General features: G+C 38.2%; 17 protein-coding genes and 1 pseudogene. All 18 read right to left on the reverse strand.

Going from position 1 to position 18706, the window contains the following annotated elements; translation table 11 throughout:
* Positions 1 to 238: 238 nt before the first annotated feature.
* The gene (locus MKY81_RS03835; RefSeq protein ID WP_341116825.1) at positions 239 to 499 is read right to left on the reverse strand and encodes a hypothetical protein; all 261 of its coding nucleotides are present in this window, start codon (positions 497 to 499) and stop codon (positions 239 to 241) included.
* Between the two features lie 269 nt (positions 500 to 768).
* Complete coding sequence (locus MKY81_RS03840; protein WP_341116827.1) at positions 769 to 978, reverse strand: hypothetical protein; 210 nt, start codon at positions 976 to 978, stop codon at positions 769 to 771.
* Between the two features lie 515 nt (positions 979 to 1493).
* Positions 1494 to 2441 carry a hypothetical protein gene (locus MKY81_RS03845; protein ID WP_108072422.1) on the reverse strand — a complete coding sequence of 316 codons (948 nt, stop codon included), beginning with the start codon at positions 2439 to 2441 and terminating at the stop codon, positions 1494 to 1496.
* Between the two features lie 91 nt (positions 2442 to 2532).
* Positions 2533 to 8238, reverse strand: a complete 5706-nt coding sequence (locus MKY81_RS03850) for a DNRLRE domain-containing protein (protein ID WP_341116828.1) — start codon at positions 8236 to 8238, stop codon at positions 2533 to 2535.
* A 17-nt stretch (positions 8239 to 8255) separates the two neighbouring features.
* Positions 8256 to 10262, reverse strand: coding sequence for a family 10 glycosylhydrolase (locus tag MKY81_RS03855; protein ID WP_341116830.1), 2007 nt, complete (start codon positions 10260 to 10262; stop codon positions 8256 to 8258).
* A gap of 657 nt (positions 10263 to 10919) precedes the next feature.
* Entirely contained in the window at positions 10920 to 11312 is a 393-nt protein-coding gene (gene rpsI, locus MKY81_RS03860; RefSeq protein WP_066226734.1) for a 30S ribosomal protein S9, read from the reverse strand.
* 21 nt (positions 11313 to 11333) lie between these two features.
* A complete protein-coding gene (gene rplM / locus MKY81_RS03865) occupies positions 11334 to 11771 on the reverse strand; it encodes a 50S ribosomal protein L13 (RefSeq protein ID WP_066226732.1) in 438 nt (145 codons plus the stop codon).
* Positions 11772 to 11977: 206 nt separating this feature from the next.
* Positions 11978 to 12718, reverse strand: a complete 741-nt coding sequence (gene truA, locus MKY81_RS03870; protein ID WP_108072418.1) for a tRNA pseudouridine(38-40) synthase TruA — start codon at positions 12716 to 12718, stop codon at positions 11978 to 11980.
* A 10-nt stretch (positions 12719 to 12728) separates the two neighbouring features.
* The gene (locus MKY81_RS03875; protein ID WP_066226726.1) at positions 12729 to 13526 is read right to left on the reverse strand and encodes an energy-coupling factor transporter transmembrane component T family protein; all 798 of its coding nucleotides are present in this window, start codon (positions 13524 to 13526) and stop codon (positions 12729 to 12731) included.
* A complete protein-coding gene (locus MKY81_RS03880) occupies positions 13523 to 14392 on the reverse strand; it encodes an energy-coupling factor ABC transporter ATP-binding protein (protein ID WP_066226724.1) in 870 nt (289 codons plus the stop codon). Before MKY81_RS03880 ends, MKY81_RS03875 begins: the two co-directional genes overlap by 4 nt.
* The gene (locus tag MKY81_RS03885; protein ID WP_107919875.1) at positions 14368 to 15207 is read right to left on the reverse strand and encodes an energy-coupling factor ABC transporter ATP-binding protein; all 840 of its coding nucleotides are present in this window, start codon (positions 15205 to 15207) and stop codon (positions 14368 to 14370) included. The genes MKY81_RS03880 and MKY81_RS03885 overlap by 25 nt, the downstream gene beginning before the upstream one ends.
* Before the next feature lie 335 nt (positions 15208 to 15542).
* Complete coding sequence (rplQ, locus tag MKY81_RS03890; protein WP_066226718.1) at positions 15543 to 15905, reverse strand: 50S ribosomal protein L17; 363 nt, start codon at positions 15903 to 15905, stop codon at positions 15543 to 15545.
* Between the two features lie 40 nt (positions 15906 to 15945).
* Complete coding sequence (locus tag MKY81_RS03895; protein WP_066226716.1) at positions 15946 to 16890, reverse strand: DNA-directed RNA polymerase subunit alpha; 945 nt, start codon at positions 16888 to 16890, stop codon at positions 15946 to 15948.
* 180 nt (positions 16891 to 17070) lie between these two features.
* The gene (gene rpsK / locus MKY81_RS03900) at positions 17071 to 17460 is read right to left on the reverse strand and encodes a 30S ribosomal protein S11 (RefSeq protein ID WP_066226714.1); all 390 of its coding nucleotides are present in this window, start codon (positions 17458 to 17460) and stop codon (positions 17071 to 17073) included.
* Positions 17461 to 17485: 25 nt separating this feature from the next.
* Positions 17486 to 17851 carry a 30S ribosomal protein S13 gene (gene rpsM, locus MKY81_RS03905; RefSeq protein ID WP_066226712.1) on the reverse strand — a complete coding sequence of 122 codons (366 nt, stop codon included), beginning with the start codon at positions 17849 to 17851 and terminating at the stop codon, positions 17486 to 17488.
* A 25-nt stretch (positions 17852 to 17876) separates the two neighbouring features.
* Complete coding sequence (gene rpmJ / locus MKY81_RS03910) at positions 17877 to 17990, reverse strand: 50S ribosomal protein L36 (protein WP_058005985.1); 114 nt, start codon at positions 17988 to 17990, stop codon at positions 17877 to 17879.
* A 34-nt stretch (positions 17991 to 18024) separates the two neighbouring features.
* Entirely contained in the window at positions 18025 to 18243 is a 219-nt protein-coding gene (infA, locus tag MKY81_RS03915) for a translation initiation factor IF-1 (protein ID WP_058005984.1), read from the reverse strand.
* 51 nt (positions 18244 to 18294) lie between these two features.
* Positions 18295 to 18698 (reverse strand): annotated as a pseudogene (locus tag MKY81_RS21070) (M24 family metallopeptidase); the annotation flags it as partial.
* Positions 18699 to 18706: the final 8 nt, after the last annotated feature.

An 18706-nucleotide genomic window follows, 5' to 3' on the forward strand; every position in this document is an offset into this window, starting at 1 on the left:
GTAGGTTGTCGGATGGGAAAAATAAAGCCCTATGTGGGGACTTTATCCGCACACCTAGCGTACCACGACCGATCTTTTCTAAGTTCTCGCTGGCCGGGTCCCTGAACCCAACCAGCAAGAACTAAGAAAAGGCACAAGGTCAAGGACAAGCAGCTACCGCTGTGGCTCTGTGTTTAACCTAGAGATAGAAGTTTTATCAACTAAAATAAGCAGGCTAACTTTTCTACCGGAAATAGGGTTATTTACACAAAATTATTGACACACCCAATGCTTTGATATCGTATGGAACAGTAATTTCACAAAATCCATCAACACATTCTTGTAACATTAATTTGGAGTAATTTCCACAATGCATATTTAGCTGTTTGCAATCAGATGTATTATATTTCTCAAATTGTTTTTCAAATAAATTTGTTATACATCTTGTTTGAAAGGAAAAGCTCCTCTTAACATCAGAGACTCCTTCCTCACCAAATATTAAAAACTTTTTTAATATCATTTAAAACCCTCTTATTCTTAATTATATTATGGCCTACTATGACGATACATATTTCCTCCAGCATTTCTAACGGCGTAAGCTCTTCCTTTTTCATAGTTCAAAACTTTTTGTCTTCCGTAAATATTTCTTTTAACGACTCGTGCTGCTCGTACGTATAATGAGTTGTGTTAGATCCTGTTGTTTTGCTAATGCGGAGACCCTGGGAATTGTACTGGTATTTTCCTAGTGAAGTCGTTCCTTCCTTTACTTCAACCAATCGGTCATATGCATCATACTCCATCGTTCGTCATGTTGCCGGATTCATCATGAGTCATAGCCTTGCCGTTAATGGTAGAAAGCTGGTTCGTTGTATCATACGTATATTCCAAAATGTCCCCGTTAGAACGGACTTCCTTGGTTAACTGGCCGCTCTTGTCATAGGTGAAATGGGCTGTTCCACTGTTTGTTTTCCTCGGAAACCCTGTTCCCTTTCTCATCATACTTATATCGAAGGATTCGATTGTTGCTCCCTGTGAATTTATCGTTAGAAGACGGGTCATCTGTCATGCTGCATCGCAATTGTAGGGTGAGGAAGTACCGTTTTTATTATTCGTGTACGTATATTTCTTGTCTATTGAATCACTCTTTAACAAATTACCGTTGGCATCATGGTTGGGTTCTACCTTTTATTAAAACCACTTTGCATAAAGCACAAAAGCAGTTTTAGAATGTCAGAACCTTATACCAGCAATACTTGATAATGGCTAGAAATAGTAAAAAACACTCTTTGCATCTAGCGCATCGAATGCTTCAAATAATATATTCTAGGTTTATAAACAAGGAGCCATTAAAATTTTTAGGTTATCATTTTTAAAATACTCTATTTAAACAGGGATATTTTAAGGAGACCAAGATTAATTATTTTTACAAGAAACCATTTTAATACAACATTGTGATAATAATAACTATTCCTCAAAAACTACGAACCTAAATACATATTCAATTCATGACGCGATTAATTTCTTTTTATTTTTCTTAACGAATTTTCAAGTGTCTCCTTAAGATAGTTACCATTAAAATCAAACAAAGTTAAAAATTTATTTTTTGAGTTTAATTCTTTTAGAATTGATTCTAACCTTTGAACATATTTTTGATCTTTTCTTGTAAGAACATTACCAAGGGCCTGAGCCGCATAATCTTTTAAGTTTGCTTTGTAGTTGCCCTTTAAAATAGAAAATAACCGTTCTTTGATATCATTGTTAATGACATCCTTCGGGAAATCCTTATCACAAAACCTTAATAACGAATTAAATAAAGGTACATATTCGGAAGAACTGAGGTCCTCAATAATTGTTGGAATAACTATTTTTCTTTCTTTTGTTTCATAAGAACAGTAAATTGCTTCCAATAAAGCGTCCTTACTATATATAGAATCTTTTTTCTTATACTCACTAATAATAGCTTCAATACCTTTTTGAACATGAAGTTTTGCTACTTTTACTTGCTCATTAACTCTAGGTATTGAATGGCTTAATTCAAACAATTGATTAATAGATGAAGAGCTTCCCATAGAACCTAACATCGCTATATCAGATACTAAATTTGTTACTTCAATAGAATTCAATTTTTTATTACTAATTACTTGCTTTGTTATTTTTGCTATTTTTCGTTTTACAGATTCTTCTTGTTTTTGAAGCTTGTCAAGTGCTCCTTCTGCACTTGCTTTAATAAGATAATTTTCGTTTTGGTTGTCCGTGACCTTTTTAAGAAAGGAAATTGACAGAGGGTCACCTATTAAACTTAATGTTTCAATTATTCCCCTCTTCCCCGATATATTGGCTGTTTCAAAGCATTCAATTAGCTTATGTGTTATGTTTTTGCCATAGGAGGCTAGTTCTTCTATTATTTCTTCGTTAACTTCTTTTTTATTAAAAATATTTCTTAAATCATCAAGACTTTGCATCAGCAAAAATCCCCCCTTTTTTAACGATTATCCTCATGTAAGGGTAGTATATGGGAGAAACTCCATAAATACAAGTTTCCCCCATATACCATTAATATTTAACTTTTAAAACTATCCAAGCTCCGGCTTTCTTATATTTTTTGATTTGTTGAATTTTCCGTTTAGTTTTGAACTGATTTCGTGTTGATAATTCAAGTACCAACCTTCCTCGGAGAAACTGGGCATCAGGTCTTCCTTTTGTTCCCCTAATAGCTTTATTATATTTACCCCCTGGGACAACTTTTTTCATGGCTTTTGTCCAAGCATTATGTGCAGCTGTTCCTTTAAAACGAGCTGCACCTTTTGTTGTTTTGTATGCAGCCCTTGCAACCCGAGATGCACGGTAAGCACCAGCACCGACTCCTCCAACAGCCCCTAATGCTGTACCCCCAGCAACATATCCCCATTTTTTCCAACCTTTTAGGCTTTTCTTATTTGCTGATTTATAGGCACTAATTCCTCCTAGTACTGCACCTACAGCCATCCATGCCCATTCCCCGTCCGGATCAACTAACATTATGGGATTATTATCTGCATAAGCATACCCATTCTGAGTGATTGGATTTTCCTTATCACCCAAAACAGGGTCTAAAGTTAAGAATCTTCCAATCTCGGGATTGTAGTAACGCTGCTGCAGGTAATAAAGCTTCGTCTCTGGATCATAACGATACCCTGCATACCTGAACGGAACGCTTGAAGCAAATGTTCCAGATTCTTTTACAGTGTTACCCCATGAATCATATTCAAAGCTTGCAACAACTGTACCTGCCTCATCCGTTACAGAGGTAATATCTCCCCTTGCATTCACATGGAACGTATACGTCTTTCCGCCTTTTGTCATCGTAAGTGGACGGTTGGCATTGTCATATACATAAGACGCGAGAACATTGCCAGCAGAGTCGGTCTCCAATACCACATTATTGTTTTCATCGTACGTATAATAAACAGTGATGGAGCCCGTTGTTTTGCTAACACGAAGTCCCTCGGAATTGTACTGGTATTTTCCTAGTGAAGTCGTTCCTTCCTTTACTTCGACCAATCGGTCATCTGCATCATAGATGAAAGTTTTCTTTCCATCGTTCGTCATGTTTCCTGATTTGTCATGAGTCACAGCCTTGCCGTTAATAGTAGAAAGCTGGTTTGCTGCATCATACGTATATATGTCGGTGGTGACAGTGGTTCCTTTTGTCACTTTTTTTGTCAGGCGGTTGCCGACAGCATCATACGTATATTCTAAAGTATCCCCATTCGGACGAACTTCTTTGGTCAGTTGGCCGCTCTTATCATAGGTAAACTGAGACGTGCCTTTGGTTGATTTTTCCGAAACCCGATTCCCTTTCGCATCGTACTTATAATCGAAGGATTCGATTGTTGCTCCTTGAGAATTCGTCGTCAGAAGGCGAGTCAGCTGGCCAGCTCCATCGTAATTGTAAAGTGAGAATGTACCGTTTTTATTTTTCAGTCCAGCGAGCTGATCATTCTCGGTAAATGTAAACGTAACATCCGTTTTCCCACTTGTAATTTTAGTCGTCTGGTCGTTTTTATCCACACCTCGGGTCACAGTAAGAGTTGTTGTCCCTGATGCAAACGTACTAGTAAGCGGATTACCGTTCTTGTCATACGTGTACGTATTTTTCTTGCCTGTTGAATCTCTCTTTTCTTTCAATTTGTCATCGGCATCATACACAAATGTCGTCGTTACACCGGTGAGAAGATCTTTTTCCGTCAATAGATTGCCGTTGGCATCATACGAAAACTCGAAACGCTTTACTCCATTATGGAAGGTGGCTGTTTTCCGATTTACACTGTTATACGTATGTTCAATCACACTTCCATTCGGGGAAATAGTTTTTGTTTCATTTCCGACAAGGTCGTATTCATATGAAATGCTGCGACTAAGGGCATCCGTAAATGATGTGATATCATCTCTTTCATTATAAGTGGATGTGGTCTTTTTGCCATTTGCATTTATAGTTCCTGTATGGTTTCCGGATTTATCGTACTCGTACGTTGTCGTACGGCCATTTTCATCAATTACCTTTGTTAGGTTGTCATTCGCATTATACTCATATTGGCGAGTATCACCGCCAACGGTTTCCCCTGTGACATTGCCAATTGAATCATACGTCTTCCATACATTATTTCCATTCGGATCGGTACTATTGATCACGTAGTTGCCAAGTGAATCGTAAGCAGACTTTGTTCGGATTGAACCTATTTGAGCTTTGGCTGCATCGAACCAGGCTGTTCCTGTTTGATCTTTATACTGGTAATAAACCGTTAAGGACTTAAAATCCTTTATTGCCGCAAATCGTAAAGAAACGTGCTGCCAGTCATGGGATTTCGTTTTATCAAAATCGCCATTCACCCACTGGATCGTACCATCCGTATGATTGATTGCTACATTCATCTGATAAGGACCGGCGGAAGCCGTCGGAGCATCGACTTTAGAAAATCCGGATACAGTAATTTCTTGGCCGGATTTACCATTCACTTTCACTTCCTGACGGACAAACTTATCGACTCCACGTTTGCCTGTTAATTTGATCGATTTGCTACCTGTATAAGCTGTTTTAGTATCGACACCATCGGAAGTAGTGAGGGTTCCAGGGAAATACCAACCATCAGGGACTCCATTTTTATCTGCATCCAATTCGAAATTACTGTTTTCAATTAAATTAAAAGCACCGTAGTATTCCTCTTCGATTTGCAAGCCATCAAAGAAATAATCGCCAGTTCCAGCATTAACGTACGCTTTTAACGTCATGAACGTGGTGTCGGCAGGAAGGTCTCCCGGGTTTATAACAAAGTGCATTCTTTCTACACCCGTAGTCCCTTTGAGCATGGCACTGCTAACTGTTTGGGTCATCTGACCGCTTGAATTGCCGCCTGTGATGACAAGCTTGGCATTAGAATTGGCGTTTGTGGTTTTGATATAACCACTCACTACATACTTCTTTTTCGGATCATAGGTAACCCGATCACTTTCTACAGCAGCAGCTGTGGACGGGTTCGAAATTTTGATTTGCTTTGTGCCTAATTTGGCTTTTTGTACAGCTGCTCCACTTTTGTCATATGTGAAAGTGGCCGTACCGATCTTTTTCCAGTTATCAGGCCAATTGTCGTTGTTCGCATCATTTTCAAAACTTCCATTCAATAACAGGCTTTCGCCGATGCTGACGGAAGATGTTTCTTCGGTTGCATTCCCATTCGCATCATATTTGGTAGCAGATGATTTAGTTGCTGCATCTGTAGAAGCGACATTATTGTTTTTACTGTCGTATTCCTCAGTGGAAACATTCCCTTTGGCATCCGTAAATTGAATAGGATTGTTGTTTTCATCGTACGCAATTTTTTCCTGTTCATTTAGTGTGTTGTTATAACTTGTTAAGTTCCCATTCTCGTCATATGCATAATCATAGGTGGCCGTACTTCCGCTTTTGTTGGCATTTTCGTCTTTTTCCTGGATGAGATTGTTTTGGTCATCATAGTTAAAAGTCCTCGTATAATTAAGACCACCTACATCAGATATAAGCTTGATGACATTACCATAGGAATTATGGGTGTACTCAGTTTTTACACCCCTTGAATCGGTCATTGTCGTAACACCCGTTGTCGTATTGTAAGCCATCGTATAGTAGTCAGTTTGGATTTTTCCCTGCAATGTAACCGGCTGTTCGTATTTGATTAAGCGATTATCCGTGCTATAGGCCATAAACATCTTTTTCCCTTTTTCGTCGGTATAAGATGTCATTTGATGTTTGGTATCATAACCATAGGCTGTGTTTTGGATTACGGCACGGTTTTTGTCTGTTTCTGCAAGGCCGGTCAAGTTTTCGTTTGAATCATAAGAATACTTATATTCTCGGTTTGCAGGGTCTACAATGGAGCTTACTTTCCCATTTGTGCCGTAGCTGATTGTCAGTTTTCGCCCGGATGGATCCGCTACAGAGGTGAGCTTCCCTCCTGTGTAGGCGTAGACAGTTTTATTATTATTTGAATCGGTTTCCGAAACCACCTTCCCGGCGGCATCAAAGGTTGTAAATGACTGATCTTTATCAATTAATTTAAATGTTCCGTCTGCATTTTTCTCTAACTCTAAATACACCCCGCTAGGAGATTCATATCCCCCTGATGTATTTTTGGAGAAATAATGTTCGGTACCATCTGCATCACGGTAAACGACTAGTTCATCTGTAGCAAATGTCAGTTTTTCATCGAGATTGGAACTCCAACCGTATCCAAAGATCCCTGAATCAGCTGAACGGCTATTGTACGTCCGATTAACCGTGATCGGCAAGCCTCTTCCGTTAATCGTAAAATCCGTTTCCTGAGTATAGAAGTTTCCATTATACGTATTGACGTTAGAACTAGCAGAGGTCCAGAAACTTTCAACCCCAATCGGTTCAATCGTGTATACAACAGTAAATTTTGGCTTTTTTAATGGATCAGAGGAGTAATCACTAGACCAGAACATTTTCCGGTTCACAGTTTCGTCCGTATGTTTTAACATGAAACCATAATTGGCTTTTTTACCGCTATACCAATCTTTAACGAGATTAGTAATATAGAACGTATAGTCACCGTCTTTTGTTACTTTTAGACTTGAAACTTGTGATTCTATAGTTGGTTGGTTGTTCCAATTCACCGTTTTGGTATTCCAAGCTTTGGATATTGGATAAACTCCAATACTGGCAGAATGATCATATCCATTTGTATTGGAATGTGAACTTAATCTAAAATTGGCTGAGGTAATTTTGGCTCCGCTTAACAGGTTCTTCAAATTAAATTTCATGAGTGTACGGGTCGTTCCATAGTACACCTGCTTCCCTGTATAAAGGGAAGGATCCAGCCAATAATTTGAAGTTGGATAAGCCGAAGAAATCATGTTGTCTTCCGTGGTGGCATCGTGAATGACGACACTAGGATCCAGGACAACCGGATATTTACGATCGGCTGATTTTAGCCATTCTTCATCTACTTCAACATCTACGAACGTTTTTCCTTTTTCTTCACGAAGCTTCATCGTTACATCATGAGATACAGCTTCAGATGCATCATAGAGGAAGGGTTTTGTCAGGATGAAAAATGATTTTCCTTTTTCGTCCTCAAAGACGATTTCACTGTTTTTTGTTTCCTTTGCTTTAAGTCCTTTTGTCTCTATTTGGTAAGAAAACTGGCTTTGTTCCGGTTGTTTATGAAAGACAAGCTCTTCTTTTACGGCATTATTATCGGAATAAAAAATCAAGTCGGTATTTGGAAATACCCCTGGATAGGTAACACGATTCTTTTCAGTTGTACCAAGTACCTTGTTCGCTCCAACTAGTCCTAAATCAATCTGCTTCTCCTTCCATTTTAGGCGGATGGTCCGCTTTTCCTTACTTTTCTTCGAAAATTTCACCTTGAATTTATTTGCTTTATTTTCGAGCGAAAGATCAGGATCATCGCTTCCCGCTTCTCCATTCACAATCGTATTCACAATATTTTCCCATTTTTTGTTTTTCTTAAAATGAATCGGTTCTGTGTATTCTTCCAATACATATTCACGTGTCTTGGTATCTAGATATGTTTTTGACTTTTCTGTCCTCAAGTCCGTCAATTCTTTTAATTCTTTTACATTTTTCGGTTCCTGTTTTTTCTCGGCAAAGGCTGTGTTCCCCTTTAAAGGAGGAATCAGTGTAAAGATTAACGTAAAGACTATGGTCCAAATAACAGATTTAATAAACAGGATTTTTCTTCGTCTCTTTATTTTTTTCAATGGTTTCTTCCCCCTAATTAATTAAGAATGATGGTACTAACTTTTCCTGCTTCGATGGTGACGTTATAAGATTTGTTATGGATCTTGACGTTATAACTTCCCGGTGTGAGATCAAGTAATTGAAAATCCCCGCTGCCATCTGTATAAACCTTCCGAACTTCCGGTCCGCTGACTTCAACAAGTTGATGATCTATTGCATTTGAAGTTGCAGATAAATGTCCCTTAGTCGGAGCTGTTTTCCATGGTAGTTCCGATACCGATACATATGATGGAAAGACAGGATTTTGACTGTGTGCAGAAGCAGAGCTTAAAGATTGATAAAACTCGCTGTTGGAAGCATTGTCCTTGTTCGTCACTGCGTAGCTGTAAATGCTAATACCGCCCAGTTTATTTCCAGTTAATGAAGTCTCCTGGGCCTTTCGAATTTGAGCCACACTATCTTGAATAGAGTTTAAATAAACACCCACCCCAGAAAGCGTCATTCTTTTCCCTTGGTTATTTTTCTGCCATTCAATCCAATGTTCATAATAGCTTTTTTGATTAGCATCATATTCTCTGAAATAATTCATGGGGACGGCCAAATCGATAGAACCTTCTTCTAACCAGCTCTTCCAATCCTGAAAGGCACTATTCATCGTTGAAGATTGATTCCAATCGTCCACAGTTTTCGGACCATCCCCCCATGCAATTGTTGCAGCAGAAACCGTAATGGACGGATTAACAGTTTGAACCGCTGTATAGATTTTTCGGACCATATTACTTACTTGGTCTCTTCTCCATTGTTTCCAGGTTGGATCGGAAGGTTGAGGCAATCCCGTTTTGTCATAAGCTCGGTTGTAACGTTGCACACTAATATCGTTATAGCCCCAATCTTCTCCCATATAACGGACAAGATCCATATGGACACCGTCCACATCATAATTACGGGCAACATGCTTAATGACGTCCCTTGTATAATTCACCGCATCTGGATGGCCGGGATCAATGACATAATCCGAACCACTTACATAACTCCCCGTATAAGTCTTACTTAACCAGTTAGCTTCACTCGGCTGTGTCATACCGTGTGCATTAAAAATGTGATTAGGATCTTTTGGCGGCGTTGTTTTATTCCAGATTGGCATCATTGCGAACCAGGCATGAACTTGAATTTTTGGATTTGCTGCATGTGCTTTTTGAATTAAATCTTTAAGTGGATCGTATCCACTTTGAAGGTATGGATCCTCCGTTTTTGGTTCAATTGAATTGGAGTAAAATGCATCCCCACGCCTCCTTATCTGAAGAAAGATGGTGTTTGCGTTACTTCTTTTAACATCTTTTATCAATTGATCGACTTGAGCAGGTGATTTCGCACCATCATGAAACATATCTACCCAGTATGCTCGGTATTCTTTCGGCGCTTCTTCCGGAATCGAATAGGTAATCGTTAACTTGGGTTTCAACTCTTCATATGTCAGATGATCATTCGAATAAAAGATCTTCGTTGCATTGGTTTCATCCCGAAATTGAACGACTACTCCATTATTTTCAGAACCGTTATACCAGCTCTTTACTAGATTCGTAATATAAAACTCATACCATCCGGGCTTTTGGACTGTTTGATTGGAAACACTGCTGCCTACCAGAGGTTTATTATTCCATGTAAGTGTTGCAGCATTCCATGGACTGTTTATAGGCCTTATATCAATGGTGACTTGATTCGTAGTATTGTAATATTGGTATAAACTTATTTTTGCAGAACTAATAATAGCGTTTTTGGGAATGTTAGGTAACTGAAATTTCAGAAAACTACAAGTAGTACCAAATGTATTATGATTACCTGTAACTAGATACTGGCTTTTAGAATAATTCGTTGATGGGCTTTGACTACTTATGAACGTATCTTCTAGTGTTGGGGAAGTGCTAACTTGGGTGTTAGATACAGAATTCGCTGCCCAAACAGTCTGGTTGAACACCCCCCATCCTAAAATGCTAGAAACGACAACTATCACAACTGCTACCGACATAATTATCCTCTTACCCATAAAATTCCCCCTTTTTCCCTATATTTCAATTAATTTTTACAAATTCATTATACAATGGGCAGTGTTGGAAGGAATGGGTATTAACTACTAAATAACTACTAGGAGCAAAGTAATAATTTTTTATTCCAAATCAGGAATAGGGTATACAAGGAGAAAGGAAATCACTTAAAGTAATTTCCCTTGTTGTATGAAAATGTATGGACGATCTTATTAATCTGATTGCTACAGCAATTCCATTCGCAACTTCTTCAGGTGATTATTTTCCTTTTATAAAGCCGGTATTGATAAAGATACGATGACCAGGATGTACTGCCACAACCAGATGAGAATTCCAAATGAAAGCAAAATGCGGTATGTGAATGTTTAATCAGTGGGAAGAAAGGGAAGTTATTCGGAAGGAATATGTGATGTTTGAAAAAGTATACTAAAAATGGTTAAAAAGGCAGGAAATAAGGTTGATACACATCCGTAAATAAATGACTAATTTTTTTGTTAAAAAGAACCAAAAGAAATACATATGACTAAGCTTTCGAAAACCGTAATTCCCTCACCCCCTTTCCTTTAAATCAAAAGGGAGTGAGCACCACCCGTTACACATTAAAAAACCCCTTCCCGAGAAGTCGAGAAGGGGTTTTAGACGTTGATATATAAATAATATTAACGTTTTGAGAACTGAGGTGCACGACGAGCGCCTTTAAGACCGTATTTCTTACGTTCTTTCATACGAGCGTCACGAGTTAATAGTCCTGCACGTTTTAAAGTTGTACGGTATTCAGGATCAGCTAGCAATAATGCACGAGCGATACCATGACGGATTGCTCCAGCTTGACCTGTGAAACCACCACCATTAACGTTTACTAAAACATCATAGTTACCAAGAGTTTCAGTAGCGTTTAATGGTTGTTTAATTACTTCGATTAAAGCCGCAAATGGAATATAGTCTTCTACTTCACGACCATTAATAACGATACGACCGTTACCAGGAACTAAGCGTACACGAGCTACAGAGCTTTTACGACGTCCTGTTCCGTAATATTGAACTTGTGTCAAAATAATACCCTCCCTTAATGATTATCCGCGAAGTTCATACACTTCTGGTTTTTGTGCTTCATGTTTATGTTCTGCTCCAGCATAAACATGTAATTTTTTAAACATTTGACGTCCTAAAGAACCTTTTGGAAGCATGCCTTTAATAGCAAGTTCTAACATTCTTTCAGGATATTTTGTACGCATTTCGTTTGCTGTACGAGTTTTTAAACCACCTGCATATTGTGTATGACGGTAGTAAATTTTGTCAGTTAATTTCTTACCAGTTAATTCAATCTTAGATGCATTAATGATGATGACATAGTCACCTGTATCAACATGTGGTGTGAATGTTGGTTTGTGTTTACCGCGTAGAATAGATGCTACTTCACTTGATAAACGACCTAAAGTTTTACCTTCAGCATCCACAACGTACCATTTACGTTCTATATTATTTGCATTAGCCATATACGTAGTACGCATTAGTTACCCTCCTATAAATAAAAAATTCAATTGTTACGTATTTATTATTATCACGAATAAGTTTCCGGGGCTTATTTGTGGGGTTAAATAACATACCATAGGTAATAATATCTTTTTATGACGTCAATGTCAAGACAATGTTACACCTGGATTAGTTGTTATGATAAAAATAAAGCGACAAGTTCACTCTGACAATACAAAATACACTAGTCATAATATACCTTCCATAAATACAACCCTTCAGCAGGAGCTGTTTTTCCAGCATTTATACGATTTCTTTGTTCCAAAATCGAAGGGATCTCCTCGGATTTCCTTTTTCCAATACCTACCTCTAATAATGTCCCCATTAAAATGCGAACCATATTATATAAAAATCCGTTTCCAATAAACTGAACTTCTAGTTCATCATTGCTTTTCACAAAACGAATATCCTCAATCGTACGAACTTTGTCTGCTACTTCTGTTTTCGCAGAACAAAAACTGGTAAAGTCATGTGTCCCGATGAAATGTTTGCTTGCTTTCTCCATCTCGTCTAGGTTCAATGGGTATGGGTAGTGATAAGCATAAACATGTTTAAAGGGATCTCGATATGGACTCGTATATACCTTGTAACGATACTCCTTTTTCACAACAGAAAAACGCGCATGAAAGTTTGCATCGACTAGTTCAGTTTGTTTAATAGATATATCATTTGGCAGCATGCTATTTAAAACAATCGGCCAGCGGTTAAGTGGAATATGTAGTGGTGTATCGAAATGGATGACCTGTCCTGTCGCATGTACACCTGCGTCTGTTCTTCCCGACCCTACAACTTTCACTTCCTCACCTTTGTGTATCTTTTTAAGAGCAGCTTCAAGTTCTCCTTGTACTGTTCGGCCATTCGGCTGTACCTGATAACCGGAAAAGTTTGAGCCATCGTATGCGACGACGCATTTATATCGAAACATGTTTAGTCCCTCACGCTTTAAAAAGTATTAAAAGAATGGTTATACATAATAAAAAAATGAGTGCAATCGTATCAGCCGTTTTCCAATCTAATAGTCGATATTTCGTCCTTCCTTCTCCCCCGCGGTAGCCTCTCGCTTCCATCGCAATGGCTAGTTCTTCCGCCCGTTTAAATGAGCTAATAAACAAAGGGATAAGTAAAGGGATAATTGCCTTGATTCGATCTTTAATCGGACCACCGGAAAAATCGACCCCTCTAGCCATCTGAGCCTTCATAATTTTATCCGTCTCATCCATTAAGGTAGGAATAAAACGCAAGGAAATCGACATCATCAAAGCTAATTCATGGACAGGAAATTTAAGTTTCATTAACGGCTTTAATAATGTTTCTAAGCCATCCGTTAATGAAATAGGTGTCGTTGTTAATGTCATAAGGGATGTCACAAAAATAAGCAATAGAAATCTTAACGATATAAAAATTCCTTGTCTTAGTCCCTCTTCATATATTTTCACAAAACCTAAATGGAATATTAAACTCCCTTGTTTCGTAAAAAACAAATGTAAAACTAATGTAAATAAAATTAACCATAAAATCGGTTTTAAACCATTTATAAAAAAGCGAAAAGGGATTTTCGAAATGAACACTAGTGATAAGGTGAAAATCGCTAATATACCATAAGTAATTGTATTATTAGCCAAAAAGACAATACAAATAAAAGCAAAGACGAATATTAGCTTTGAACGCGGGTCTAACCGATGTATAACAGAATCAGTCGGAACATATCGTCCAAAAATCATTTTCTCCATCATGTCCCTTCACCCACTGTCTGCAGTTCCATTATAGCTTCTGAAAGTTCATCAATCGTTAAACATGTTTTCCCAATCGGTTCACCCATTTTTTCTTCCAATAAATATTGAAAATTCACGACATCGGGAACATTTAATCCTAGTTCAAGTAGTTCTTTCGGCTCCGAAAAGATTTCCCTTGGCGTACCCTTCCTCTTAATCTCACCTTCATGCATGATAATAATTTCATCAGCATATATCGCAGCATCTTCCATACTATGTGTGACAAGAATCGTTGTTAAGCCTTTTTCTTTATGAAGACGATAAAACATATCCATCACTTCTCTTCGTCCTCTAGGATCCAATCCAGCGGTCGGTTCGTCTAAAACGAGCACCTCTGGTTCCATTGCTAATACGCCAGCAATAGCTACCCGTCTCATCTGTCCACCGGATAAATCAAATGGTGACTTGTCCAATACCTCTTCTGATAAACCTACTTGAAGTACGAGTTCTTTTGCACGTTTCTTTGCTTCTTCCTTATTGACGCCAAAGTTCATCGGCCCAAAGCATACATCTTTCTCAACCGTTTCCTCAAAAAGCTGATGCTCAGGAAATTGAAAAACAATTCCTACCTTCTGACGAACTTTTCGTAAATTCTTTTCCTTTTTATCTGAATCAATTGTAAAATCGCCAATATGAACTTGCCCTTTTGTCGGCTGAAGCAAGGCATTTAGGTGTTGGAGCAATGTGGATTTCCCTGAACCCGTATGACCTATAATAGCAATAAATTTCCCCGAAGGAATGATTAAATCAATATTTTGTATAGCTAATCTTTCAAAAGGGGTATTTGCCTGGTATCGATATTCTACTTGTTTAAGTGTAATGTCCATAATGCATCCACCAATTCTTCTTCTGTTATGTACGTATTTGGAAAATTAAACCCTAATTGTGTAAGTTTTTTCGTCATTTTTATCGTAAAAGGAATATCTAGACCTAGTTCAACTAATTCATCTTCCAATTGAAAAATCTCAATGGGCTTACCTTTTTTGAAAACTTCGCCTTTATTTAATACAATCATTCGATCTGCTCTTGATGCTTCTTCTAAATCATGAGTAATAGAAATCACGGTCAAACCAAGTTTATCTTTTAATTCTCTTATTGTTTCTAAAACCTCTTGACGACCTTTTGGATCTAACATTGATGTTGCCTCATCCAAAATAATAACTTTCGGCATGATTGCAATTATACCCGCGATGGCAACTCTTTGCTTTTGACCTCCGGATAAATGGTGCGGCTCTTGATCGAGAAACGAGAGCATATTCACTCTTTCCAAGGCATCTTTCACACGCTCAGCCATAATTTCTTGTGGGACTCCGCTATTTTCCAAACCAAAAGCCACATCATCTTGTACGGTTGTTCCTACAAACTGATTATCAGGGTTTTGGAAGACCATTCCTATTCTTTTTCTAATCTCCCAAACAGTCTCTTCCGATAATGGAAGTTGGTCAACCGTTACATTCCCCTTTTCCGGATAATGTAGACCATTTAACATTTTTGCTAAAGTGGATTTCCCTGAACCATTGTGACCAACAATGGCAAGCCACTCCCCTTTTTGAACCGATAACGAAATATCATTTAAGACATATGGATCTTGTCCCGGATAACGAAAATATACATGCTCTATCGAAATAATCTCCTCCGGCATCTCCAAGCCTCCTCTATGCAAAGCGAGTAATCATGCTACTTTTCAACAAACGTATAAAACAAAAAAGCCTGCACCCCTCTCCTGGGGAAGTAAGTACGTTCCCTGGTCACAAAATCCTCTAGTCATTAGAGTTGGAGAGGGATGCAAGGAGCTAGACGGGATAGATAATAATATACTACCCATCGTAACACTCTATTAGCTTCAATACATCACATATATAAAAATTTCAATTGCGCTTACGCTGGCCTTACATTTATAAATGATGGCCTGTATTTACAAAAAAAGGGCATAGAAGCAGTTATAACTAACTGTCCTGCCCTCATTGTAAATACCTATTAAACTAATTCAATAATTACTACCGGTGCACCGTCACCACGACGAGGTCCAAGTTTCATGATACGAGTATATCCACCTTGGCGCTCTTGATAACGAGTAGCGATGTCAGAGAATAATTTTTGAACAGCATCTTGTTTCGTTTCAGCATCAGCAATTTCATGACGGATGAATGCAGCTGCTTGACGACGTGCGTGTAAATCACCACGTTTACCTAGAGTGATCATTTTTTCAACAACTGAACGTAACTCTTTCGCACGAGCTTCAGTAGTTTCGATGCGCTCATTGATGATAAGGTCAGTTGCTAAGTCACGAAGCAACGCTTTACGTTGGGCACTAGTACGTCCTAGTTTTCTGTATCCCATGAAGTTTCCCTCCCTTGTTGAATATTATTAAGTTTTATAATCAATCGTCTTTTCTTAAGCCTAAGCCAAGTTCTTCTAACTTCGCTTTAACTTCTTCTAAAGACTTACGACCTAAATTACGAACTTTCATCATATCTTCTTCAGTCTTATTCGCTAATTCCTGAACAGTGTTGATTCCGGCACGTTTTAGGCAATTATAAGAACGAACGGAGAGATCTAGTTCTTCAATCGTCATTTCAAGAACTTTTTCCTTCTGATCTTCTTCTTTTTCAACCATGATTTCAGCATTTTGTGCTTCATCAGTTAAACCTACGAATATATTTAAGTGCTCTGTTAGAATCTTTGCACCTAGAGAAATAGCTTCCTTTGGTCCAATACTTCCATCAGTCCATACATCTAGTGATAGCTTATCAAAGTTTGATACTTGACCAACACGAGTATTTTCAACTTGATAGTTTACACGTTGAACCGGTGTATAAATAGAATCAATTGGAATAACCCCAATCGGAAGATCTTCACGTTTATTCTGTTCAGCAGGTGTATAGCCACGACCTGTTACAGCTGACATACGCATACGGAAGTGAGCATTTTTCCCTAATGTTGCGATGTAAAGATCTGGATTAAGAATTTCCACGTCGCTGTCATGTGTTATGTCAGCAGCAGTGACAACTCCTTCTCCTTGCACATCAATTTCTAACGTTTTTTCTTCGTCAGAGTAGATTTTCAATGCTAGCTTTTTAATATTAAGAATAATTGATGTTACATCTTCTACGACGCCTTCAATTGTTGAGAACTCATGCATGACCCCATCTATTTGTATAGAAGTGACAGCTGCACCTGGAAGTGAGGATAATAGGATACGACGTAAGGAGTTACCCAAAGTTGTACCATATCCACGCTCTAGTGGTTCTACGACGAACTTTCCGAAACTTGCGTCATCGTTGACCTCAACCGTTTCAATTTTTGGCTTTTCGATTTCAATCATTCAAATTTACCCTCCTTCAAAACGTCGAAACCCCGGTAGAAAATTTAATCGATCTAACCGAAATTCCCCATGTTTACATTCCCATTTGTGCACAACAACTGGATTAATCATTTCTGTCTTGTATTTGTTGTCATATCATATCCCATTATTGACATGGATACAAATTCTATACAGAAAAAATTAAACACGACGGCGTTTAGGTGGGCGGCAACCATTATGTGGTACCGGTGTAACATCTTTAATAGCTGTTACTTCTAGACCAGCAGCTTGAAGCGCACGAATAGCAGCTTCACGACCTGCACCAGGTCCTTTAACAGTTACTTCAAGAGTTTTCATTCCATGTTCCATAGATGCTTTAGCTGCAGTTTCTGCCGCCATTTGCGCTGCAAATGGAGTAGATTTACGTGAGCCTTTGAAACCAAGAGCACCGGCACTAGACCATGCAAGAGCATTACCATGAGAATCTGTAATCGTTACAATTGTATTATTGAATGTAGAACGAATGTGTGCAATACCTGTTTCTATATTCTTTTTCACACGACGTTTACGAGTGTTTGTTTTACGTGCCATACTACTATGAAACCTCCTTTACTAATTATTTCTTTTTACCTGCTACAGTCTTACGAGGACCTTTGCGTGTACGAGCATTGTTCTTTGTATTTTGACCGCGAACTGGTAAACCACGACGATGACGAAGACCACGGAATGATCCAATTTCCATTAAACGTTTAATGTTTAAAGAAACTTCACGGCGAAGGTCACCTTCAACCTTTAATTTGTCAATGATATCACGGATTTTATTTAATTCATCCTCAGTTAAGTCGCGAACACGAGTATCTTCAGATACGCCTGCTTCAGCTAAAATCTTTTGGGCTGTTGGCTTTCCAATCCCAAAGATATATGTTAAAGAGATCACTACACGTTTATCACGTGGAATGTCTACACCTGCAATACGTGCCATATTAAGAGCGCACCTCCTTTAAAGATTATCCTTGTTTTTGTTTATGTTTTGGGTTTTCACAAATAACCATTACTTTACCATTTCTGCGAATGATTTTGCATTTCTCACAAATTGGTTTTACTGATGGTCTGACTTTCATCTCTTTTACCTCCTTAATAGTACGGAGTGCATTATTATTTGAAACGATACGTAATTCTTCCGCGCGTTAAATCATATGGAGAAAGTTCAACTGTTACTTTATCCCCCGGTAAAATACGAATGAAATGCATTCTAATTTTTCCGGAAACATGTGCAAGAACAGTATGGCCATTCTCTAATTCTACCTTAAACATTGCATTAGGCAATGTTTCACTAACAGTACCTTCAACCTCGATAACATCGTCTTTCGCCACCTGTACCCATCTCCCTTCTTCTTACATTTATGGACTACAAACTTATACCACTTTTACGCGAGTGCCTATGGTAGGCGGTCCATAATGAGATATTAGTGGGTCTTCATGTAATTCTTGACCAATCCCATGTCCTGCATACTCGCGAACGATAGAAAAGCCATGATTTTTTTCAAAGATTTGAATCGCATGAGAGATGTTCGAAAGACGCACACCAGGCCTTCAATCATTTCAGCCATGATAGAGAGAGATCTCTTTCACATCCGCGAGCCTTTTCGCGTCTCTTCATATATTTTAACAATAAAATATAAATATCTATTGTTAAAATGTTCCCTTCATCTTATGGTAGATTTCCGAGAATTACTTTAATGACAAAAGCCACGAAATCCATTATACCCTTAATATGAAGGAATTGCATCAAACTTGCGAATAAATTTTTCAGTAATTACATCCAATTCTTAAGAGT

Origin of the sequence: Heyndrickxia sp. FSL W8-0423 (assembly GCF_038009395.1) — a bacterium.
In the GTDB taxonomy this organism is placed as follows: Bacteria; Bacillota; Bacilli; order Bacillales; family Bacillaceae_C; genus Heyndrickxia; species Heyndrickxia sporothermodurans.